Origin of the sequence: Butyrivibrio sp. WCD3002, assembly GCF_000424265.1 — a bacterium.
Lineage (GTDB): Bacteria > Bacillota > Clostridia > Lachnospirales > Lachnospiraceae > Butyrivibrio.
The window spans coordinates 38,077-58,647 of record NZ_AUJO01000021.1 but is presented as its reverse complement, the minus strand read 5'-3'; the positions used below and the strand labels follow the sequence as shown (position 1 = coordinate 58,647).

Genomic DNA, 20,571 nt, shown 5'->3' with positions numbered 1-20,571 from the left:
TTTTGTTTTTATGACTGGAAATGCCTGGTTGATCGGAGCTGGGATAATTCTGTGGGGGATTGGAATGGGTGCGCAGGAAAGTATTATGAAAGCAGCTGTCAGCGGAATCGTCCCGCGTTCCATGCGAAGCACCGGTTTCGGAATATTTGAGACAGGATTTGGTATTGCGTGGTTTCTGGGCAGTTGGCTTCTCGGTGCCCTGTATGATTTGAATCCTGTGTATCTTGTCACTGTGTCTGTGGTATCACAGTTTCTGGCGATTGCATTTTATGTTTTATGCCTCCGGTGCAATAAGACAGAGTGCTAACAATTCCAGTTTGTTGGAATGAGCATTATATCCGAATTTTATGTTCTATTGGTGCTAAGGGAATTCCGGGGTCAAGCTTCATATGCGCAAGAATTACTTCGTTTACGCCAGGAAGGATCATTTCTCATGTTAGAAGAGGTCCTTGTTAATTATGGCAGTCTGCTCAAAGCGTTATCAAAGATATTTACGCAGATATCAGCCATTTGTTTTTCGTCTTCCTGCATCCCATCCCTGAACCAGCTTATGAGTATTTGTAAAATGGCAGCTTCGGCAGCAAGTCTGAGATACTTCTTTTCTGGGTCAGCTGTAGGATAGAGCCGCTCTGAGACCGCTTTTTCAAGAAAGAGTTCATTCTGAAGAATTCCGGCTTGGTCAAACAGAGATATTATATCTTTATCGTTTTTGACAGCCCGAAAAATATCTTCGAACCACAGATGTGGGTTTTCGTGCAGTTCGGGCTTTTCGCTGATCTCCGCTATACGCTTTATTATTTCATCCCCAAGCTCATGCAGGATATCTTCTTTATCTGTATAGTTTCGATAGAACGCCGTCCTTGATACTCCTGCACGGCGTACTATCTCGCTGATGGTGATCTTCTCATAAGGGTGTTCGCTCATTAGATGCATAAGCGAAAGCTGCAGACACTCTCTTGTCAGCTGATTGGACTCCTTATTATTCATCCTCAGAACTTCTTTTTTTTGCATTTCTGTTAAAGATTCTTTTGAGCTTTTCATTTTTTCTCCCTCTCGACGTTACAAAAAATGCAAGAATGTAACATCGGTTCACTTAAACGAAATATTGTCATGTCCGATGGTAGAGCCATTGTTATTAATATGCTGTGGCGTTACACTTGTTACATCAGAATAATTGTAGCATCGTTTGGGGAGGCATAACAAGTATGGAATTAGCAAAAAACATTTCTCACAAAGTACAAAGACAGGCTTTTAGCATACTGATTGACAGGTTCCTTGCAAATCTCGATAAAACGGAGAACAGGACTGCTACTTATCTTAAGCTTGTTGACCAGGCAGAGAAATTCTGGGGTAAAGATGGAGCCAGAAAAGAAAGCCTTGATAAAGTAAGAGCGGCATTTAAAGATCCGGATAACAGATGGGTTAAGTTTTTGAATAAAGTAATAGATGAGACAGATCCGCATGTTGCAAAGATGATGATGCTCAATCTTGGCTATGAGGCATTTTTCAGAGGCACAAAAATGATCAGGGCAAACAGGGAAAAATACGGATGCAATATCCCATGGCTTATTCTTTTTGACCCTACAAGCGCCTGCAATATGCACTGTGCGGGATGCTGGTCAGGTACTTATGGACCTAAGCACAATCTGTCTTTTGAAGATATGGACAAAATCGTTACCCAGGGAAAAGAGCTGGGAGTATATCTTTACATGATGACAGGAGGAGAACCTCTTGTAAGGAAGAAAGATATCTTGAAACTGGCAGAAAAGCACAATGATGTTGAGTTCTCTATCTATACCAATTCAACACTTATTGATGAGGATTTCTGTAAAGAAGTTGTAAGGCTTGGAAATCTCACATTCCAGCTTTCTATCGAGGGAACTCCTGAGACTAATGACGCAAGACGTGGCCTTGGTCATTATGATGCAGTAATGAATGCCATGGATCTACTCAAAAAGTACGGAATAGTTTATGGAACTTCCATCTGCTATACAAGAAACAACATCAAGGCAGTTACTGATCCTAAGTTCATCGAGTTTATAGCTGAAAAAGGAGCAAGATTTGGATTCTTCTTTCACTATATGCCGGTTGGAAACAATGCTGTTCCTGAGCTTATGCCAACGGTAGAACAGAGAAAGAAGATGGTGGATCAGATTAGATTCCTGAGAAGTGACAAATGTGACCTGGGATTCTTCCCTATGGATTTCCAGAATGATGGCGAAGCAGTTGGCGGATGCATAGCAGGCGGAAGAAATTACTTCCACATCAATTCAAGCGGAGATGCTGAGCCATGCGTATTTATCCACTTCTCCAACACGAATATACATACACATTCAATACTTGAGATGCTTCAAAGTCCTCTTTTCATGGAATATCATAAGGGGCAGCCATTTAATAAGAATCATTTAAGGCCATGCCCAATGCTTGAAAATCCGGCTCTTTTAAGGGACATGGTTGAAATATCCGGAGCTCATGGTACCAATGAAGAGTCTGAAGAAAGTGTTGAACATCTGTGTGCAAAGTGTGATGATTACGCAAAAGAGTGGGCGCCTGTAGCTGACGATATCTGGGCCGGACAGAAACACTATAAGAAGGCATATGAGAATTATGCAAAAAAGGATGAAAAGCCTCTAAACATAGTTGCATTTAAGCACAAACCCAGACAGCATCACTTTAAACATAAGAGAGCTTAAATGCCTCGAATTATATAGTATTGTTGTTTCATTTACCCTGTCGAATAAAGTTTTATACTTTTCTTTTTCTGATGCAAGGCAGGTTTACAATGATCGGATGTCCCAAACCGGATGAGGGAGATTACACTGAGAAACTGACAGAAGTTATCAGTAACAAGGACATAAGGGATGTTACTATTGCAAGGATGGAAATGCCATGCTGCGTCGGTCTATGGTGTTCCGATGACTCATATAGCGTCGGAACACTTTTTTTATGTTCTAATGGTGCTCCGTGAATCCCTGGTTCAAGTCCCGTATGCGCATAAGTTAGCAATGCCGGAATACTAGAAGTCGCCTTTATCGATTTGTTATTTATTATTTATCGTATTTTAACATAATAATGTTAGAATTAAGTGTGAGTATCTAAAGCAAAGAACAAACAATAAGGCGAGTGTATCATGAAATCAAAAAGGATCCATACTACTATCAGCATAGCCCTCCTTTTCCTGGTAATCTATCAGGGAGTCTTTTTGACGCCTGTTTATGCCTCGTCTGATTCTCCTGCTACAGAATTTACAGTCGGTGTGCCTGTAGACAGATGTCCTATGTTTTACATTGATAAAGACAACGGCAAGATTGCAGGAATCGGCGTTGATCTTATGGAATCCGCTGCCAAAGAAGCTGGTTTCAATGTCGCATTCAAAGCTATAAGTGAATCAAATCTTAAGGAAGCCCTTGATAGTACTGAGTACGATCTTGTTATGCCCTTTGGAAGTGCTGTTTCAAGTGCATCTGGTCAAGCGACCATCGTATCGGACAATCTCATCCAGACCCCATTTACCCTTGTGACTACAGATAAGCACTCTATTTCTGACATAAATACCATCAGAGTAGGCATGCTAAAATCACAGGGCGGAGTAGCAGAAACTGTAAAGCAGTTATACCCTGGAATAACGATAAACCTTTACAATTCCATGGCTGATTGCATTAAAGCGCTTAGAAATGAAGAGGTAGATGCACTTTTACATAACTCATATGCGTGGAGCTATGTGCTTCAAAAGCCATCCTATAATGATTTTAAAGTACAGCCTTCTGCCATGTTTTCAATGGATTTTCGTGCCGGAACTCTTGAAACCCCAGAGGGAAAAAAACGAATTGAACTTCTGAACGAAGGAATTGCAGCTATTCCTGAAACCAAAAAACAGGCTATAGCCCTTGATTACACTACCAGAGATCTTTATGTATATACTTTTGAAGACTATCTCTACCAATATAAGTACTTCCTTATTATTGGGACTATCCTTTTTGCTGCTCTTGTTATAATGCTTGTCCTAAGACAGAAAGCATATTTTGAAGAGCAGAAGGAAAAGATGCGGATAATGGAGGATATCGATCCTCTCACTGGTGTGCTCAGCCACAATGGATTCCGTAAAAAAGTTGAGGAACTACTCACTAACAACCCTGATACACCGTATACGATATCCTATAACAACATAAAAGACTTTAAGTTCATCAACGACAGCTTTGGCTGGAAGGCCGGAGATGAGCTGTTAAAATTTTGGACTGAGAGAAGCCTTGAAGTACTTACCGATAAAGAAGCTATAGGAAGGTATGATGGAGATCATTTTGTTATCCTTCGATGTATTGGCGGCAATGAACAGATTCTTCAGGATGAAAAATATATTTTGACTCCTGTTCGCAATTATTTTAGCGATCGTGGAAAAGACTTTGTTGTAAGGCTCTGCTCTGGTATTTATGTTCTTATGCCTGATGACTATAAAGACATAAACGTGGATAAGATGCTTGATTATGCCCGCATTGCAGAAAGAAAAGTCAGAGAATCCAAGAAAGAAGGATTTGAGTTTTATAACCCAAAGCAGTGGGACATGGGAAGGAAAAGTGCCGGTATCGCAAGTCGCCTTCCTGCAGCTATTGAGTCTGGGGAAATACAAGTATGGTATCAGCCACAGGTCAACTATAAGACTGGGATGATAACTGGTGCAGAGGCTCTTTGCCGCTGGAAAAGCAAGAAGGATGGAAACATTTCTCCTGGAGAATTTATTCCGGTTTTGGAAGATGCTGGGCTTATCTATGATCTTGACTGTCACGTTTGGGACACTGTGTGTAAGGATTTGAAGCGATGGAATGATCAGGGCAGACAACTGTGTGTATCAGTAAACCTATCAAGACTTGATATAGTAAAGAACCCTGATGTAGCCGACCACTTTAATACATTAAAAGAGTTCTATAACCTATTGCCTGGTCAACTTCGTATTGAGATAACGGAAAGCGTATATGTCGAAAACTCCGATACCATCATCAAAACAACAACCAAACTTCGTGAAGCAGGCTTTGAAGTTGAAATGGACGACTTTGGAAGTGGTTACTCATCACTGAATATGTTAAAAGAAGTTATCCTTGATCGCATAAAGCTTGATCTTCGATTTATTACCGGTTCAGGTGACCAAAAGATGGGTCGGACAATACTTAGCTACATGGTCCAGATGATCCATGCTATTGGAACTTCTATTATCGCAGAAGGTGTTGAGACACTGGAACAGGCTGATTTCCTCGGAAGTCTTGGATGTGAGGAAATGCAGGGATATTATTTCTACAAGCCTATGCCGGTAGATGAGTTTGAAGAATTAACGGCATATCCAACAAAGAAATAAAGCCAATAAAGAACGATGTCAGACAGGGGGTCCACCTCCCGCTGGAACGCGTTGCTAACGCAAATATCATTGCACAAAATTCCCCTTTTGTGTTACGATTATTTTAGAAAAGCGGAGGAGTTAAGTCATGGGTGAAAATTCAGAATATTACAATTCATTGAGGCAGAAACGCCGTAAAGATACTGAAAGCATTAAAAACATTCTTCCTCAGCATACACATGGATTTGTTGAGGAATGTCTTCTCAAATATCAGGAAAGCACCGCTTTAAATTATGCGCAGGATATTCTATTTTTCTACGGATTTCTCAAGGAAAAGAATCCCCTGTGCAAGAATCTTGAAATCAAAGATATCCCCTTTGAAGTTGTCGAAAATCTTGGTCCTCAGGACATCAATGAATTCCAAAATTATGTTGCATCAGGCCACAAACCGGATAAAAAAGGCAATGTAAAGCCTGCTAAAGAACGTGCAATTGCAAGAAAAATGGCGGCTGTACGGAATTACTATAAATATCTGATCAAATATGACTATCTTAAGATTGATCCCACAGTGAAAGCTGCTGTAAAGAAGAAAGAAAAGGTAAAGAAAGATATCCGAAGGCTGTATCCTGACCAGGTTCAGCTTCTAATGGATTCTGTCGCAGCTGTGAATTCTGCTAGTTACCATTCCAAAGTCATGTCTGAACCTACTGCAAAAAGAGATCTGGCCATTGTAACTCTTCTGTTAAATACTGGAATCCGCGTCTCGGAATGTGCAGGGCTTGATCTTTCAGATATAAATTTTGATGAAAATACAATTACTATCGTCAGAAAAGGCGGCGATGAAGATCATCTCTACATAAACGAGATTATCCGGAATACGCTGAGGGATTATATCAATCATGAACGCCCTACCCTACTCAATGATTCTGAAGAACCTGCTCTCTTCATATCTCTTCAGCATAAGCGTTTATCGATTAGAAGCATCCAATATATGATTTCAAAATATGGAAAAAACACAGGACTTACTCAAAAGCTCACCCCTCATAAGCTCCGTAGAACTTATGGTACAGCGCTTTATAACAGAACCAGTGATATTTATATGGTTGCTGATGTTCTGGGACATAAAGACGTAAATACAACTGTTAAACACTATGCTGCTATAGAAGAAGAACATAAAAGACAGGCATCTCAGGTAGACGTTTATGGAACTGATGATAACCAGGATAATGATTAAATTGCACACACTACAGTGCCCGGTTTTTTACAATTTTAGCTTTAATCCATGCGGCTTTTTACAGATTTTTCTTTAAAAGTACGGCTTTTTACATTTTCAAGCTTTATTTTTTTAAGTTAAAAAGTGTAAAAAGTCGTATTTTTGACTTTTTACACTCCTATCTTTAAACATATTACAAGTTTAGTTTAAACCGACAAATGTAGCTTATATAAAAACTGAATTGCTATGAACAGGCCTCTTTCATGGTCGTAAAATTTATATTTTTGGTACTTGGTCGCAAAACATTTAGTATAAATAACTTCATTTTATACCAAGGTCGTTTTTTGTGTTATTATGAATTCATAATATGTATGTAGCAAAATCCTTAGATTTATTTTGCATTTACACGCTTTATTGTATCACAGTTCATACCTTGGGAGGTTTTTATGGAACGAAAAAGCCGTTCTGATCAAATTGAATCACTTCTTGAAGAAATGCCGGAATTCGTTTCCGTTTTTATCTACAATTTTGGCAAGGTCGACGCACATAACACAAAGCTTGAATATTGTCGTGATATCAAGCGTTTTCTGGATTTTATCGTGAATTGCGTCCCTGAATATAAAAAGAAGAAAATCTCTGTGAAGGATTTGACCCTGGATGATCTGTCAAATTTAGACGTGCTTTACATAAATAATTATCTGACAGATATGGCTGAAAACTACGAAAACACCACTGCAAAACGCCGCAGAGCCAGTGTTGCCAGCATGTACAGTTATTTTATGAAGGCCGGAAAAATCAGGCTGAATCCTATGGCTATATCCAAGCGAATTGATCTTCCCAAAAAGGATGTTATTTTTTTAACAAATGAAGAACAGTCCAAATTATTGGATTCTGTCCGCAACGGTACGGGCCTTTCCACCGCACAGGCAAATTACCATAATTTGTACACAAAGCGAGACTCAGCAATGATCCTGCTTTTCCTTGATACAGGACTTCGTGTGTCCGAGCTTGTAAGCACAGATATGGATGACTTTGACCTTGCATCAGGCAGCGTTGTTGTGACAAGAAAAGGTGGCGATACACAGACAGTCTATTTTTCAAATGAATGCTCCGGTTATCTTCTTGATTATTTCACAACGCAGAAAGCCAAGTTCAATTTGAAGCAAACCAGGAACTTCCCCGCTTTCACTGCCCTCTCCGGCGAAAGAATCGGAGTTCGCGCCGTTGAGCGCCTTGTGAAAAAATACGTAAGAGCTGCCCTTCCGGACAGCTCCAATGTTGACAAAATCACGCCCCACAAGCTCAGATCCAGCTTTGCCATGAGCTTCTATGAGGCCACGGACCACGATATACTCAAATTGCAGAAAAAACTCAATCACAAGAGCCTTAATACCACAAATATCTACGCAGAGGCCGCCAAGACTGACATGAAAGAAACAAGGAATGTGCTTGAGGGGCTTAGGTGACATAGAAAACTACATCATCATTATCGATATCTGTCGATACTTACATAATCAAAAATGCTTTGTATAGCATCCGTAATGTCAATAATTTCTGGCATGTGTATTCTATCTAATTTAGAATATCCTCTTAAATTCATATCGAGTAGTGCCATTTTCTCACATTGAACATACCCAGTAACTTCATCAGAATTAATTCTAATATGTAAAGCACCTGGCTCTCCATTCTTGTAAATCGGACAACCAATAATTTCACCAGTTTGATTGAAAAAATCCTTACTTACTACCAAAACCGGCATCTTTATTTTTTCAATCTTAAGTATATCCCCCTGATTTATTTCTTCTTTCATTACCAAATCTCTCTTCCTACCGGCTCACCCCAGTCAAATTCTCCGTCAAGATCAAGCTTTCCGCCATATTCGGCAGCACGCTCCTCCAAAGTTTTATGTCTGAATGGCTTAACAAGCATGATAACTCCATTTGAAACTTTGACATCCAGCACATCATCAACAGCCACATCCGCTTCTTGAAGCACTTCCTTTGGAATTCTTATGCCTTGACTATTTCCCCATGTTTTTACCTGAGCTTGCATAATATATACCTCCTTTGTGTATATACATTGTATATCCATGGATGCATTCTTGCAATATTATCTAACTAACAGCTCGTAGAACATTTCCCGAAATGCAACCTTATAGCCCATCATCCACTTTTTCTATCATCCTGCCATCGCCACCATATCAGCGTAGCGTAAAAGCTCCATTTCTATCCTGTCCAAATCAAGAGTTGTACTCTTTTCATATTCGTCGGCATTGCATGCCCTGTCATCAATATAGACATCGCAGGTGATCTTCCTTGAATTGGAGCCATACTTCTCTATGGTCTCCGGTAAGTTGTCATTTACAGCATCAAAATATAGTCCGTTATCCCGGCAAAACTCTATGGCTTTTTCAAGAGGTTCTCCTGCTCTGCATGTCCAGAGAATCAGTTTATCCCCCTGCTTCTGCTTTTCTATCAAAAAATCTATCAATTCTATATTGGCAGGACCAACCGAAGGCCAGTCGCCCAGAGAGATGGTCCCATCGAAATCTACCGCAAATATCATATCTGTCCATACCTCCTGCCATTCTGAAACTAAGGCACACCCTGTGCGCACCGGCTTGCCCCTGAATCAATGAAAAAAGCATGCATAGCGAACAGCTGTTCTATTTGTAATTATACGAATATATGTTCTGTTTTGCAACCACTAGATATTGTGATGAGCGTTGAAAGGAGGATACATAACTGGTATGGATCAGGAAAAAATAGGGGCATTTTTGAAGGAACTTCGAAAAGAAAAAGGGATAACCCAAGAACAATTCGCAGAGGTACTTAATGTATCCGGCAGAACAGTATCGCGTTGGGAGACCGGAAGCAATATACCCGATTTGGAAGTATTGCATTGTATAGCAAGACTTTGGTATTTGTATCTGTAATAATGATGGCGGCATATTCAACCAATGCATTAAGTAAGCTCCGCCATAGGAGTAGATATCTTTTCACCCACCGGCGTAAATGTTGCATATGGCCAGGCTATATACTGTAATAGTTTCAGCTTCTGCAGTTTGTTAAACACTTCTTCCTTTGATGCCGGAAAAATAGAAGTTTTTATTACTATCATGGCTTTATTCTGTAATCTGTAAGTTTTATCATTATTCCTTATTTCTTCACTTGCAGTTCAGCAATTGATATGTAGTGTTTTACCATAAAGTTCTCAGAAGCCTCTTTTTGTAGCATCTCCATGTGATCTTTATTCCATGCATCCAGCTGCTTTGGTGACATTGATGCCCCTACGCCTCTGCAGGCCCGCATTCTTCCATGCCATCCCTCTTTTGTGAACGGAATGTCAACTCTGAATTGCTCTTGCGATAATAAATCAAAATACCTCAAGTACTGCTCCGGCACCCAGACAGGATGAACTGTATCACCATAAGCTGTCCAGTTTGGATTATGCTTTAAAATGATCTCTTCACTTTTACCTGCTATCGGATCTTCATATGGAAGCCACCCCATGTAAAGAATCAGAAATTTGCCTTTCGATTTAAGCATTCTTGCAAAGTTTGGCGCCGTAATATCATGGTCAAAGTACCATATGCACTGGCATGCCGTTATCACATCAAATGTATTATCAGGAAAAGAAACTTCTTCTGCCCTGGATGTAAAGAAATCGATCTTCATCCCGGCTTCCTCAGAAAGTTCTTTTGCCTGCCTGATCTGATTATCGGCAATATCAGTTCCCGTCCACTTCGCGCCATACTTATACATGTTCCTCGGAAGTACACCTGTGCCGGTTCCTATATCAAGTATCCTCTGTCCGTCCTTACACAAACCCAGCTGCAAAATGTACTCATAAAACTCCTGCGGATAAATGTCCCTGTACTTGGCATAATCTTCTGATGTTTTGCCCCAGTCAAATGGCATTCCTTTATCAATATCCTGAATTATCATCAGCCTTCTCCAGCATCATAACATCAACAAAAACACTGGCTTCCATAGTTTCAAAGCCTTTTGCAAGGAATAAAAGAATATTCAAATACCGCATCCTCCTCGATTGACAGTCCTTTAAGCCATGGCTTATGTAAATATATACTATCGTACAACCAAAGACAGACCTGATCCGCACACAGATAAAGATCTGTTTATCACTGCTTTTGCATTATGCACATTAATACTTTAGAACGTAATATTCAAAGATAAAGCGCCATCACTTACAACTTCAAACGCATATCTATGTATTTCTGAGTCCTGTCTTCAAAGCCGACCTTTTTATAGATCGGATAGCCTTCATCTGTTGCCATTAAATCTATTCGGCATAATTTGTTTTCTTTCGCAAACTCTATCATGTTTTTCATCAGCTGTGTGCAGATGCCCTTTCCACGGTATTCACTCTCTGTATATACACTGAGCACTTCTCCATCAAGTCCATTGGGTAAAAACAGGTTCGCCGGCTTCTCAATGATCAGCAGATATGCCGCTGCCACCAACCGTCCTTCTGCCCTTGCAACAAATGCGATCAGTTCTTTTCCAAGTCTTCTGTCAAAATATCCCGGAAGTTGTTCCTCCATACATTGCCGTTCATATTCACTGATAGTTCCGAAATCGTCTATCATATATGCAATTCTCAAACGAACCAACTCAGATATGTCATCTTTACCGGCCATGTCAAAAATAACATTGCTCATTAGTCATACTCCTCACAGTAGTACATAATATAAAAATACTCTCTTTTTACAAAAGTGTTCCTAAATATTTATAACGCGCCTTTTTGCACAACATATATAAGAAAAGCTCTTACGTCAAATTTATATACCTATTTCTCCCGTAACTTCTCCGCTCGGTATATAAATTGAAAATGATAATTTGACTTATATACTTTTTCGATAAGCATTTCCTGTAACACTCACCCCTGGTACTATAAAGCACAGAAAAAAGTATATAAAAGTGCATCATATTTCTATCCTTATATACCTGCCTCGCTCAGTCGCTTACAAAAAGATATATAATTTCTATGTATATTTATATCTTAGATACAGTGACCTTTATTCTGCTCCTTTTTGCATCCAAAGCATGAAATGCAGCCGGTGTAGCGTTCAAGTTTAAAGAGGTCATATCTAACAACCTCAGCCCCGGCGTCCTCACATCCCTTGGCTGCTTCCTTTAAAAGTGTATCTGTATTGAATCCTGCCCTTGGTCCTGCATTTACAACAACAATTTTCTTAGCCATACCTTCTCTCCTTATTCTGAATGTCTGAATTATGTGAGTTTACTTAATCAATCATAGCTTTTAAATCAGCATATTTCTTCTCATTATCCGACCCGGGATAGTGTAAATTTTGATGTTCTCTTAGAAGATTTTCTAATTACCTCCTCCCTAAGCATTCCCGCCTTTGTAGTTGTAAATAGGCTTAAGGATCTTTGTGATTTCAACGGTATCCTCAACAGCCTGCCTTATGTAATCAATGTCCCTGTAAGCGAAGGGTGCTTCATCAAGTGTATCCTTGCTGATGCAACTAGAGTAAATACCTTTCATGGATGCCTTGAATTCGGAAACTGTATGTGAATTCATTGCCTGTTCTCTTGTAGATAATCTGCCTGCGCCGTGTGGTGCAGAATAGTTCCACTCTGCGTTTCCCTTTCCTTTTCCAAGGATCACGCCATCCCTCATATTGATGGGTATGATTACATCCTCGTCTTTCTTAGCTGAGATAGCACCTTTCCTTAAAATTGCTCCGTTTTCGGTTTCCTCGATATAGTTGTGGATACAGCTCTGCTGATCTTTTATCTTCCACTTCATGCCCTTGAAGATTTCCTTAATCATGATCTGACGGTTCAAGGCGGCGTACTCCTGAACAAACTGAATATCATGAAGATAATCCGCTAAAAGTTCACCTGTGAGGAAGGTCATTTCATAAGGAACTTCTATTCCCTGTTTCTTAAGATAATTGTGGCCTTTTTCTATGTAGTATTCAGCCACTTCCTTGCCAAGATGGCGGCTCCCGCTGTGAATGATCAAATATCCTTCGCCATCATCGTCCGTATCAATCTCAATGAAGTGATTTCCTCCGCCCAGAGTTCCCAGGCTAAGCATTGCCTTGTCCTGTCTGATGTGTTTTGCACAGCGAAGCCAGCCCGGATCAAACTCGCAGGCATCCCTGTGTACTACGCTTCTGCTCTTGAATCCAACCGGGATGTTATCTCTGATCACGGTATCAAGCTTTTGGAAATCCTTTCTTACTTTTCCAATCGCTGCCATGCTCATTCCGCATCCGATATCAATGCCAATAAGTGCAGGAAGTACAGCATCTTTTACTGTCATGGTAAGACCTATGGGACCTACCTTTCCCGGATGAACGTCCGGCATAACGCAGATTTTACTGCCGGTTGCTGCCTCAGTGTCTGCTATCATCTGAACCTGAGCAATTGCGTACCGGTTCACGTTTCCTTCAGCAATATCGCCCATGCACATGATTTTTGCATCTGCATATTTTCCTGTTATTTGTATCAAAACAAACCTCCGTATTGGTGTCCTCGCAAAAAAGCGCACAAAAGACACCTCTAATTCTCAGAGGCTAATCACTTAATTGTCCTGTCAAAAATGGGTAAACTGATAGAACTATCAGCTATATAGACGGCGGACAATCATGCCTCTGTCATTTCTAGTTTCAGTTGTAAATATAATCATCATGTGTTTCATGATTGTCCTCCTTTCTGCTCGTTACGAGCACTTTGAATTCTTTGTTACAGACGTTAGTATATCACATATGGTGGGTTATGGGGTATCTTCTATTTCTTTCGCAACAACCCTTTCTCCATCCTCATAAAATATATGCAGGCTGTCATAGTCCTTGTCATCCATATCCTGATACACGCAGTTTTGTTCCACGACAAATATCTCTGCCCGAATTTTCAATATTTCATAAAGTTCTCTTGTTGATAGTTCACTGAAGAACTTCGATTTCATTTCCATATGGCTGCTCCAAATTATAGTTTTCTACAGTATTCGAAATAGCTGCTTCTTATACATCTAAAAGACTACTTTGTTAAAAATTCAAATACACCCATTGTAATTGCTTCTGTAATAAGCGGTACCATACCGAACAGATATCCCGTCATGGGCTTTACTCTGTAATACTGCAAATAGAAAAACAGACTCAGTATTGCAGCTATCGCAGTTAATACGAGAAGAATAACAGCCTTGTCTATCGTAATTGATTCCCAGGCAAAAGCACGGTTTATTGATGCCACTTCAAGCATCGACCATCCTACTATTAGGAACAGTTCAGACGTCACCTGCCTGTGAAGAAAAACTCTGGTTCCATATAGCAGAATCAAATATGTAGCAATGCCAGCGGCTATAATAGTTATTCCGGAAATAAACCCTTTTCCCGGTGGAGTTTTGATTATCCCCATCATATTTATGTATAGCCCTGCAAGTCCAAATCCCGCTGTAATAAGCAATAAAATTTCATCAAGTCCGGAAGTGTGGCTGTTACCATGATCAGGATGAAACGCCACTCCCCACCATACAAGGTAAAATATGCAGCATACGATCAACAGTGCTTGTCCCAACTTAATCTGAGCCATGTTAATACCTCACTTAATTCAGTTTCCGAGCAGATATTTTCCTGTAAGGATATTTTTCTCGCAGGCGCTCATTTGATACCATTCGCAAGTACCGCAGATTTCCTGCATCTTTTCATGAGTCATCTTTTCGTGGATCATACCGATCAGCTCCTGATATTTCTAGTTTTGACCTTTCAATCATAATACTTTTATTCACGTTATTTAGTATATCATGAACCATTCTTTTGGAAATAATGAAGGCCATCAGATTATGCTAAATCTGACGGCCGTTTCACCATTACTTATTATTATATACCTATTTCTCACATGACTGATATAAAAATCCCCTTAAGAGACTTTGAATATTTCCATTGTCTACTTAAGGGGAATCATATCAATTTTGACACACTCCCGGGATTGTCGTCACTTACTTTGTAATCGTCTGGGTCTTCTCTTTTACTCCCCTGGCCTTAAAGATCTTCTGATAATCCTTAAACTTTTTCTTAGGAACCTTGACCTTGGCATTAGGATGGATGCCCTTGAAAGCTCCGCTACCTACACTCTTCTTGGTAAGTAATTTCGTCTTAACTCTTACTTTCTTAAGCTTCTTGCACTTGTAAAATGCCTTACTGCCTATTTTCTCTACATTTGTTCCAATGGTCACACTCTTAAGCTTCTTGCTATTCTTGAAAGCTCCGGATGCAATCTCAGTAACCTTGAATACCTTGTTATCAATGGTGATTGATTCCGGGATGTTTGCACTTGAAACGGTGTTGGATTCAGCCTTCAGGATCTTAACTTTCTCCTTACCTTCTTCAACAGAAGTAATCTCGTATGAAAAACCACCGTCAGTTACAACATCGCCAACCTTGTGAGCAGGAGCAGGATCTGCTACTGTAGGTGTCTTAGTATCATCTGGTTTAGTTTCGTCAGGCTTCGTAGAATCAGACGTTGCAACTCCAATAATAGCCTTTGTTACTTTTATTGTGTTTTCATTAGAAGCATCCGATTCACTTGATGGATAGATACTTGTAACATGCTGATTTTCGTTCTTTTTTATAACAGCTCCAGCTGGTGATAAGATTTTTACATTATTTTCAAAGATTATCTCGGCGTCTTTTTCCGCTCTTAGAACGCCAGAATATGCCTGCGATACCTCTAGATCAAGCCTACCCCCACTCACAACAATATTGGCCTTTTCAGTTACAATTCCTCTTGCATAAATTCTTGTTGTTATATCACCATCAAGCTTGAGCGATGTATTGGTAGTTCCAGTTCCATCTAAGTGAATAGCATCTGTGCGACCACTAGTATAAGCAGGATCAATCATCACTTTTCCCTTTATTGTAAGAGAAATATCCTTGGCATATATTCCTGCATGTGGTCCTGCCGATCCTGACCCTTTATAAATATACCCTGTTGTTATCTTCGCATTATTAAAGGTAAGAGTATTAGTTGTAGGATCAAATGTTGCAGTTCCTATAGAGCAGGGGATGGAGTTCTTATTTTCTTCCGTAACCTGAGTATCACCTACCCATAAGTTATACTTATTTGATAATTTAAAAGTTTTTGTTGTGGTATCAAACTCTGCCTTATTTAAATCTACCCTTAAAGCGAGACGAAAAGCCCATGTATGCGATGCGTATTCAAAATAATCTTCATAGACATCATTAGCATAACTTTTTACTGTCAAAACTCCAGAACTATTTTCTGAATACGGTGTGCGTAGCCACCACATCTTAGAAGCGGAACCAACACCATAATTTTCACACTGCAATTTTTCTTTTTGAGTAATTGCTTTTGCCTCTGAATAACTTAGTAAGTATATTTTTGCTCCGGTAACTCCTACATCTGTTAAATCTGTCGGTTTTATAAGATCGGTCACGTCTGCAAATGCCCCAGATCCAGTTGTCAATCCTTCAAGATACTTCTGGACTGTCGAACCTTTATACAAATTGTTGCCTTCCTTGTTGAACGCAGAATAATCATAAATCTCCTTGGAAAAGAGTGTCACAGTGGGCTCCGCTCCAGTTGAATTATCCTCAATAATGTACCAATCAATTCCGTTAAACTTTACTGTATCCATGCTATCTATATAGCTACTATAACTACCGGATGCACTTACTACCATCTTAGGTAGAACTAAAAATGCCATTGAAAGCAAAAATAATAATCCAAATAGCAGTACCGGAAACTTTCCTATATTAGCGAAAATTTGGGTTGGTTCTTTAACTTTTTTCTTCATAATTACCTTCCTCTCCTTTCCCAATCGGAATTAATATCTTACATGAAACATTAAATGATTCGATGCGTAAAAAACGCACCTTAAGAAAACATTTCCTAAAGTGCGAATGTTACAATAAAAATGCTTATAAAATTGCCTGTTATGCCTAATCTGTCTGTAAAGATTATACTTTTCCCATGAACGCTATACAATTTGAAATCCCCCTGAAGATCAGGATGCTGTCCTATGTCTTTGCATAAAATAATTATACATGGCAATGGTTCTGTATAAACTACGGATTTTGCACAGTTTCATGCATATTCCGTACTTGACAGATGCCTCTTTTTTATTTTTTCACACCTATTGTAAACGTTCTAAAAAAATTCCACTACCGCCATTTGGGGGTGATTTGAAAACTTTTTAAAAAATATTTTAACAAAATAACGTACATCAGCATATTTTTTGCCAATGTACGTTAATGAATCCGGTAAAGCATTGTGCGTAATATCTCTACGTCCAATATTTCATAGACGCCTCCTTCTCACAAATAATCGATAGTATCATCGCAAAGCTCAAGTTCTTTATCATCTTCCTGCTTTTTTGAAACGTGATTTCTGATGGATTCCTTTATCTTGTTCTTTACACGTTTCTTAGTCTTCTTTTTGATGATATGGATAACTATCAAAATAACGATAGGTACAAGGACAATAGCACCAACCTTTAGTCCAAGCTTTATCTTAAGCCACATGAGCTCTTTCTTTTTCTTTTCGATGGCTTTGCTGATTTTACCCATGGAACACCTCCATCTGCGTGATTGATATATATACCTTAACATATTTAATCTCGCTTAAAGGGTTTGGGAAGTATTAAATTTCTATAATCTCTCAGCATTCTGCGCATTTTTACCTGATAATATATGCGTCAACTATTTCTCCAACATACATGGTATGAAAATCCTTATTTGCCATAGGGTATGTACCCTCCACATCCTGCGGATATGTCTTTTCTCTGATGCCCTCAGGGATCTTTGAAAGGTCCTGATCCTGGGCATAGAGCACCTTGCACTCGATTGTAAGCGGATACTGCTTAACGCCCGGAGTTTTGATAACCTCTGCATCCTCAAGTTCAAGGCCTGCCTCTTTTACCTTGTCGATATTAAAACCGGATTCCCAGCCACATATTTTGTTGATAGTAGGATCGGGATTTTCAAGAGGAATGCTTATCGTAAACTCTCCGGATTTATCCAGCTGTCCCTTTGTAAAACGCCCCTGTCTTACATAAACATGAAAAGTGGGCTTACCCCATAAAGTACCAAGATGTCCCCAACCTATTACCATTGAGTTGAACTTATCAGCATTTGTATTAAGCAATATTCCCTTGGGAAGCGCTTTTGTAATCAGATTTGCATAATCAGTAACATTTACCTTTTCCTTCATTTGATTCCTCCATTCTTAAATCTGTTCTGCACTATATTTCTCGAACTCAGTGTTTTTCACATATTCAGCCTTAAGCTCGCCCTGCTTTGCGAAGACGCGGCAATTTTACATTTATAAAAATACTCTCCGGTAACATCCTTCACTGATTCATCAGTTGCCAGAAATATTGCCGTCCTTGCACCTTCATCGCTTAGTGCCTCAACAGTAGCCATTCCCATCCCCGAATTGGCACCTGTGACTATCGCAACTTTTTCATCCAGTCTTCCCATCGTTACCTCTGTTTTGTATTTGCTGCCATTTGATTGTATACAACGTTTAAAGCAATAATAAACCGCCCATAATCAAAAATCAATGCTTAATTGATGCTGATTACGGGCGGCGCTACGTTACCTTTTAGTATTCATCCAGGAAGTTGTGCCTTTCGCCATTCTTCTTATACTCTATTACGGTATCCAGATTGACATTCTCCACACTACTGAAAATATTGGACTCGACAAACGGATTTGTCTTTTTCAGTTCTGCGATCAGTTTCTTTGTATCAAGACGCTTGCTTGAGGTTGTACCATCTTCATGACAAGTGCTACATGTATCTGTAAAGTGGCATGCACACTGCAAAAAGTGCAGTTCATTGTAATCTCTCCATGCGCAGATATCTGCTTCTCTCACAAGATACAACGGTCTGATCAACTCCATCCCTTCAAAGTTTGTGCTTCGAAGTTTGGGCATCATGGTCTGAATCTGCCCGCCGTGGAGCATTCCCATAAGTATCGTCTCTATTACATCGTCGTAATGGTGTCCGAGAGCTATTTTGTTACAGCCCAGCTCTTTTGCCTTACTGTACAGATAACCTCTTCTCATTCTGGCGCACAGATAACAAGGATTTTTATCTATTGTGTCCACGGTATCAAATATAGTGCTTTCAAATATTGTTACCGGAATTCCAAGCGCCTTCGCATTGCTTTCTATCAGCGCTCTGTTTTCCTTGTTGTATCCGGGGTCCATCACAAGAAATGTAAGCTCAAAGCTCACTTGCCTGTGGCGCTGAATTTCCTGAAACAGCTTTGCCATCAGCATAGAATCCTTGCCACCGGAAATACATACGGCAATATGGTCTCCTTCTTCAATAAGCTTGTAAATCTTACATGCTTTTGCAAAGGGTGAAAAGAGCTGCTTATGGTATTTTTTCTGTATACTTGCTTCAGCTTTCTTTTTTCTTTCTTCCAGCTCTGCCTGGTCATTCATGCATGAGCAGATATAGCCCACATAACCTTCCGATAAGCTATAGCACTCTCTTCCAGCCAAAACCTCAAGGGTATCGTCTATTTCTTTTGACTTACGACCAACCTGACAATAAAAAACAATCTTCTTATCCGATGATATCTCAGCCAGTTCCGCGCTATTTTCCAAATCCTCAGGAAAAATATGAATGGCGCCGGGTATAATGCCTTCATCCACAAGCTCATCATCCCTGATATCTATCAAAACATAGGAATCTCTGTCCCATTCTTTTAGTTTATCGTATGTTACTTCCTTCATCATGTCACTAAATCCTTTACAAAGATGCTACAAATAACATGAATAAACCAGAACACATCATTTTGAGTATTCTGGTTTATTTTGCATATATACCAATTAAGTCGAGAGGAATTATATATTCGCATTTTCCTTTTGTCAAATTCTTCTTAAGTAATCCGGATCGATTCAAACCATTTCCGCATCTGATCCACAGGTCATACGCGGCTTCATAGAAATCCAAAAACGTTCCTTACAAGCGGACCTGCGAAAAAGACCTGTTTCTTACTTGCATGCACTCAGAGAATCTCAAATGCCATATCATACATATCTCTTGCATCAACAGTATTCCTAATGAAGGTCGGATCATCGGGCTCGTATCTGACATATTTCTCCACTTCCTCAATAAGTGCCAGATAGCAGACCGCAAGAGCATATCTTATCTCTGTTTCCTTGGTCAGAGGAATTTTTTCCTCCACCATATTATTGTAAGTATTAAGTTCCTTCTGCTTAGCTGAAAGAGGCACCTTCTGACCAGGGCCAAGGGTAATAAAATCCGCGACAGGATCACCCCAAAAACCGCGCTCAGGATCTATCCAACAGATTTTTCCGGTATTGGTATCATAGAGAACGTTGCTGTCCCATAGGTCAAAATTCACCATTCTGCAGGGTACTTCCCTCAGAAGCTTTTCATGCTTATCAATCAGGCTTATGAACATCTCTCCATCGGGTGTTTCATAACCAAGGTTTTTGCAGTCGGTAACCAGCTGAAGCGCCATTTTCCTAAGTGCCTCATACCATGAAGGCATAAGTCCCATCTGCATATAACCGAATTCATCATTTGTAATTCTATGTATTTTGGCCAGCATGCCGATTTTCTGCTCTTGAACCGCCTCATATTCCTTGTCGGAGAAATCTATCGCCCACAAGGGCTCTCCTTTCATCATCTCCATAATAAAGCAGTTACTTTTTATAATAACCTTTGAAAAATCAGAAACATAGACCTTAGGGCAGAGAATATCTGTCATTTCATGCATTTGAGAGTACCAGAAAACCTCTGATTTCATCATATTTTTCTCATAGCTAAGGACAGTTGCAGCTTCCGAAGGAGCTATCTTTAATACGTAATTCACGCCATCATCGCAGGTTACCTTGTATGCTGCATTGAATTCCCCGTTTCCAAGAGTTGATATTTCTGTTACATTTCCTACTTTATGCTGTGAAAACAATTCCCTGATCTCTGCTTCTGATGCCTCATATTTAGTCTTGCTTATAACCATTCTCCGGTTCCCCCTTCTTCT

At 39.7% G+C, this 20,571-nt stretch carries 21 protein-coding genes and 3 pseudogenes; 7 read left to right on the top strand and 17 right to left on the bottom strand.

From position 1 onward, the window contains the following. Positions 1–307, top strand: a pseudogene (locus tag G608_RS0114070) (MFS transporter); the annotation flags it as partial. 149 nt (positions 308–456) lie between these two features. Here G608_RS0114070 and G608_RS0114065 read toward each other — a convergent pair. Beyond that, a complete protein-coding gene (locus G608_RS0114065; protein ID WP_013282475.1) occupies positions 457–1,041 on the bottom strand; it encodes a TetR/AcrR family transcriptional regulator in 585 nt (194 codons plus the stop codon). A gap of 164 nt (positions 1,042–1,205) precedes the next feature. Here G608_RS0114065 and G608_RS0114060 point away from each other — a divergent pair, with 164 nt between their 5' ends. From G608_RS0114060 to G608_RS0114040, 5 genes and pseudogenes are all read left to right on the top strand, one after another. After that, positions 1,206–2,693 (top strand): radical SAM protein, encoded by a 1,488-nt coding sequence (locus G608_RS0114060; RefSeq protein WP_022766956.1) that lies wholly within the window; start codon positions 1,206–1,208, stop codon positions 2,691–2,693. Between the two features lie 83 nt (positions 2,694–2,776). Continuing rightward, positions 2,777–2,905 (top strand): annotated as a pseudogene (locus G608_RS0114055) (4Fe-4S ferredoxin); the annotation flags it as partial. Positions 2,906–3,130: 225 nt separating this feature from the next. After that, a complete protein-coding gene (locus G608_RS0114050; protein ID WP_026496577.1) occupies positions 3,131–5,344 on the top strand; it encodes an EAL domain-containing protein in 2,214 nt (737 codons plus the stop codon). A 127-nt stretch (positions 5,345–5,471) separates the two neighbouring features. Then, positions 5,472–6,557: a tyrosine-type recombinase/integrase gene (locus G608_RS0114045; protein WP_024864897.1), complete on the top strand. Its 1,086-nt coding sequence runs from the start codon at positions 5,472–5,474 to the stop codon at positions 6,555–6,557. A gap of 425 nt (positions 6,558–6,982) precedes the next feature. Then, on the top strand, positions 6,983–8,002 hold the full coding sequence (locus G608_RS0114040) for a tyrosine-type recombinase/integrase (RefSeq protein ID WP_026496576.1): 1,020 nt from the start codon (positions 6,983–6,985) through the stop codon (positions 8,000–8,002). A gap of 20 nt (positions 8,003–8,022) precedes the next feature. Here the strand turns inward: G608_RS0114040 and G608_RS0114035 are convergent, their stop codons facing one another. From G608_RS0114035 to G608_RS21255, 3 genes are all read right to left on the bottom strand, one after another. After that, positions 8,023–8,346 carry a type II toxin-antitoxin system PemK/MazF family toxin gene (locus G608_RS0114035; RefSeq protein ID WP_026496575.1) on the bottom strand — a complete coding sequence of 108 codons (324 nt, stop codon included), beginning with the start codon at positions 8,344–8,346 and terminating at the stop codon, positions 8,023–8,025. Continuing rightward, positions 8,346–8,588, bottom strand: a complete 243-nt coding sequence (locus G608_RS0114030; RefSeq protein ID WP_026496574.1) for an AbrB/MazE/SpoVT family DNA-binding domain-containing protein — start codon at positions 8,586–8,588, stop codon at positions 8,346–8,348. Before G608_RS0114030 ends, G608_RS0114035 begins: the two co-directional genes overlap by 1 nt. 126 nt (positions 8,589–8,714) lie before the next feature. Next, complete coding sequence (locus G608_RS21255; RefSeq protein WP_242829395.1) at positions 8,715–9,101, bottom strand: hypothetical protein; 387 nt, start codon at positions 9,099–9,101, stop codon at positions 8,715–8,717. Between the two features lie 184 nt (positions 9,102–9,285). On the opposite strand from G608_RS21255, the pseudogene G608_RS0114020 reads away from it, so the two are divergent. Further along, positions 9,286–9,447: pseudogene (locus G608_RS0114020) on the top strand (helix-turn-helix domain-containing protein); the annotation flags it as partial. 53 nt (positions 9,448–9,500) lie between these two features. On the opposite strand, the gene G608_RS23615 reads toward G608_RS0114020, so the two are convergent. From G608_RS23615 to G608_RS0113950, 13 genes are all read right to left on the bottom strand, one after another. Continuing rightward, positions 9,501–9,656, bottom strand: coding sequence for a hypothetical protein (locus tag G608_RS23615; protein WP_196810205.1), 156 nt, complete (start codon positions 9,654–9,656; stop codon positions 9,501–9,503). Positions 9,657–9,694: 38 nt separating this feature from the next. After that, positions 9,695–10,483 (bottom strand): class I SAM-dependent methyltransferase, encoded by a 789-nt coding sequence (locus tag G608_RS0114015; protein WP_026496572.1) that lies wholly within the window; start codon positions 10,481–10,483, stop codon positions 9,695–9,697. Between the two features lie 260 nt (positions 10,484–10,743). Continuing rightward, positions 10,744–11,217: a GNAT family N-acetyltransferase gene (locus tag G608_RS0114005; RefSeq protein WP_026496571.1), complete on the bottom strand. Its 474-nt coding sequence runs from the start codon at positions 11,215–11,217 to the stop codon at positions 10,744–10,746. Between the two features lie 341 nt (positions 11,218–11,558). After that, entirely contained in the window at positions 11,559–11,759 is a 201-nt protein-coding gene (locus G608_RS0114000; protein WP_026496570.1) for an NAD(P)H-dependent oxidoreductase, read from the bottom strand. A gap of 147 nt (positions 11,760–11,906) precedes the next feature. Next, complete coding sequence (locus G608_RS0113995) at positions 11,907–13,001, bottom strand: RNA-splicing ligase RtcB (protein WP_035795713.1); 1,095 nt, start codon at positions 12,999–13,001, stop codon at positions 11,907–11,909. Between the two features lie 303 nt (positions 13,002–13,304). Next, positions 13,305–13,502: a hypothetical protein gene (locus G608_RS21250; RefSeq protein WP_035795692.1), complete on the bottom strand. Its 198-nt coding sequence runs from the start codon at positions 13,500–13,502 to the stop codon at positions 13,305–13,307. Between the two features lie 65 nt (positions 13,503–13,567). After that, on the bottom strand, positions 13,568–14,119 hold the full coding sequence (locus G608_RS0113985) for a hypothetical protein (protein WP_026496568.1): 552 nt from the start codon (positions 14,117–14,119) through the stop codon (positions 13,568–13,570). Positions 14,120–14,525: 406 nt separating this feature from the next. Continuing rightward, positions 14,526–16,343, bottom strand: coding sequence for a leucine-rich repeat protein (locus G608_RS0113975; protein ID WP_026496567.1), 1,818 nt, complete (start codon positions 16,341–16,343; stop codon positions 14,526–14,528). A 520-nt stretch (positions 16,344–16,863) separates the two neighbouring features. Beyond that, complete coding sequence (locus tag G608_RS0113970; RefSeq protein WP_026496566.1) at positions 16,864–17,115, bottom strand: hypothetical protein; 252 nt, start codon at positions 17,113–17,115, stop codon at positions 16,864–16,866. A gap of 109 nt (positions 17,116–17,224) precedes the next feature. Then, the gene (locus G608_RS0113965; RefSeq protein ID WP_026496565.1) at positions 17,225–17,758 is read right to left on the bottom strand and encodes a flavin reductase; all 534 of its coding nucleotides are present in this window, start codon (positions 17,756–17,758) and stop codon (positions 17,225–17,227) included. 56 nt (positions 17,759–17,814) lie between these two features. Next, positions 17,815–18,027, bottom strand: a complete 213-nt coding sequence (locus G608_RS0113960) for an SDR family NAD(P)-dependent oxidoreductase (protein WP_026496564.1) — start codon at positions 18,025–18,027, stop codon at positions 17,815–17,817. A gap of 124 nt (positions 18,028–18,151) precedes the next feature. Beyond that, positions 18,152–19,294, bottom strand: a complete 1,143-nt coding sequence (locus G608_RS0113955) for an ATP-binding protein (protein WP_026496563.1) — start codon at positions 19,292–19,294, stop codon at positions 18,152–18,154. 275 nt (positions 19,295–19,569) lie between these two features. Beyond that, entirely contained in the window at positions 19,570–20,550 is a 981-nt protein-coding gene (locus tag G608_RS0113950; RefSeq protein ID WP_026496562.1) for a phosphotransferase family protein, read from the bottom strand. Positions 20,551–20,571 lie beyond the last annotated feature (21 nt).

Excerpts from the sequence above, each read along its gene's own strand:
- G608_RS0114005 (WP_026496571.1), bottom strand. The coding sequence starts at position 11,217 with ATGAGCAATGTTATTTTTGACATGGCCGGTAAAGATGACATATCTGAG.
- G608_RS0113950 (WP_026496562.1), bottom strand. The coding sequence starts at position 20,550 with ATGGTTATAAGCAAGACTAAATATGAGGCATCAGAAGCAGAGATCAGG.
- G608_RS0114015 (WP_026496572.1), bottom strand. The coding sequence starts at position 10,483 with ATGATAATTCAGGATATTGATAAAGGAATGCCATTTGACTGGGGCAAA.
- G608_RS0114045 (WP_024864897.1), top strand. The coding sequence starts at position 5,472 with ATGGGTGAAAATTCAGAATATTACAATTCATTGAGGCAGAAACGCCGT.
- G608_RS0113985 (WP_026496568.1), bottom strand. The coding sequence starts at position 14,119 with ATGGCTCAGATTAAGTTGGGACAAGCACTGTTGATCGTATGCTGCATA.
- G608_RS0113960 (WP_026496564.1), bottom strand. The coding sequence starts at position 18,027 with ATGGGAAGACTGGATGAAAAAGTTGCGATAGTCACAGGTGCCAATTCG.
- G608_RS0114035 (WP_026496575.1), bottom strand. The coding sequence starts at position 8,346 with ATGAAAGAAGAAATAAATCAGGGGGATATACTTAAGATTGAAAAAATA.
- G608_RS0113955 (WP_026496563.1), bottom strand. The coding sequence starts at position 19,294 with ATGAAGGAAGTAACATACGATAAACTAAAAGAATGGGACAGAGATTCC.
- G608_RS21255 (WP_242829395.1), bottom strand. The coding sequence starts at position 9,101 with ATGATATTTGCGGTAGATTTCGATGGGACCATCTCTCTGGGCGACTGG.
- G608_RS0114030 (WP_026496574.1), bottom strand. The coding sequence starts at position 8,588 with ATGCAAGCTCAGGTAAAAACATGGGGAAATAGTCAAGGCATAAGAATT.
- G608_RS0113975 (WP_026496567.1), bottom strand. The coding sequence starts at position 16,343 with ATGAAGAAAAAAGTTAAAGAACCAACCCAAATTTTCGCTAATATAGGA.
- G608_RS0114040 (WP_026496576.1), top strand. The coding sequence starts at position 6,983 with ATGGAACGAAAAAGCCGTTCTGATCAAATTGAATCACTTCTTGAAGAA.
- G608_RS0114050 (WP_026496577.1), top strand. The coding sequence starts at position 3,131 with ATGAAATCAAAAAGGATCCATACTACTATCAGCATAGCCCTCCTTTTC.
- G608_RS0114060 (WP_022766956.1), top strand. The coding sequence starts at position 1,206 with ATGGAATTAGCAAAAAACATTTCTCACAAAGTACAAAGACAGGCTTTT.
- G608_RS23615 (WP_196810205.1), bottom strand. The coding sequence starts at position 9,656 with ATGATAGTAATAAAAACTTCTATTTTTCCGGCATCAAAGGAAGAAGTG.
- G608_RS0113970 (WP_026496566.1), bottom strand. The coding sequence starts at position 17,115 with ATGGGTAAAATCAGCAAAGCCATCGAAAAGAAAAAGAAAGAGCTCATG.
- G608_RS0114000 (WP_026496570.1), bottom strand. The coding sequence starts at position 11,759 with ATGGCTAAGAAAATTGTTGTTGTAAATGCAGGACCAAGGGCAGGATTC.
- G608_RS0113965 (WP_026496565.1), bottom strand. The coding sequence starts at position 17,758 with ATGAAGGAAAAGGTAAATGTTACTGATTATGCAAATCTGATTACAAAA.
- G608_RS0113995 (WP_035795713.1), bottom strand. The coding sequence starts at position 13,001 with ATGTGCATGGGCGATATTGCTGAAGGAAACGTGAACCGGTACGCAATT.
- G608_RS0114065 (WP_013282475.1), bottom strand. The coding sequence starts at position 1,041 with ATGAAAAGCTCAAAAGAATCTTTAACAGAAATGCAAAAAAAAGAAGTT.
- G608_RS21250 (WP_035795692.1), bottom strand. The coding sequence starts at position 13,502 with ATGGAAATGAAATCGAAGTTCTTCAGTGAACTATCAACAAGAGAACTT.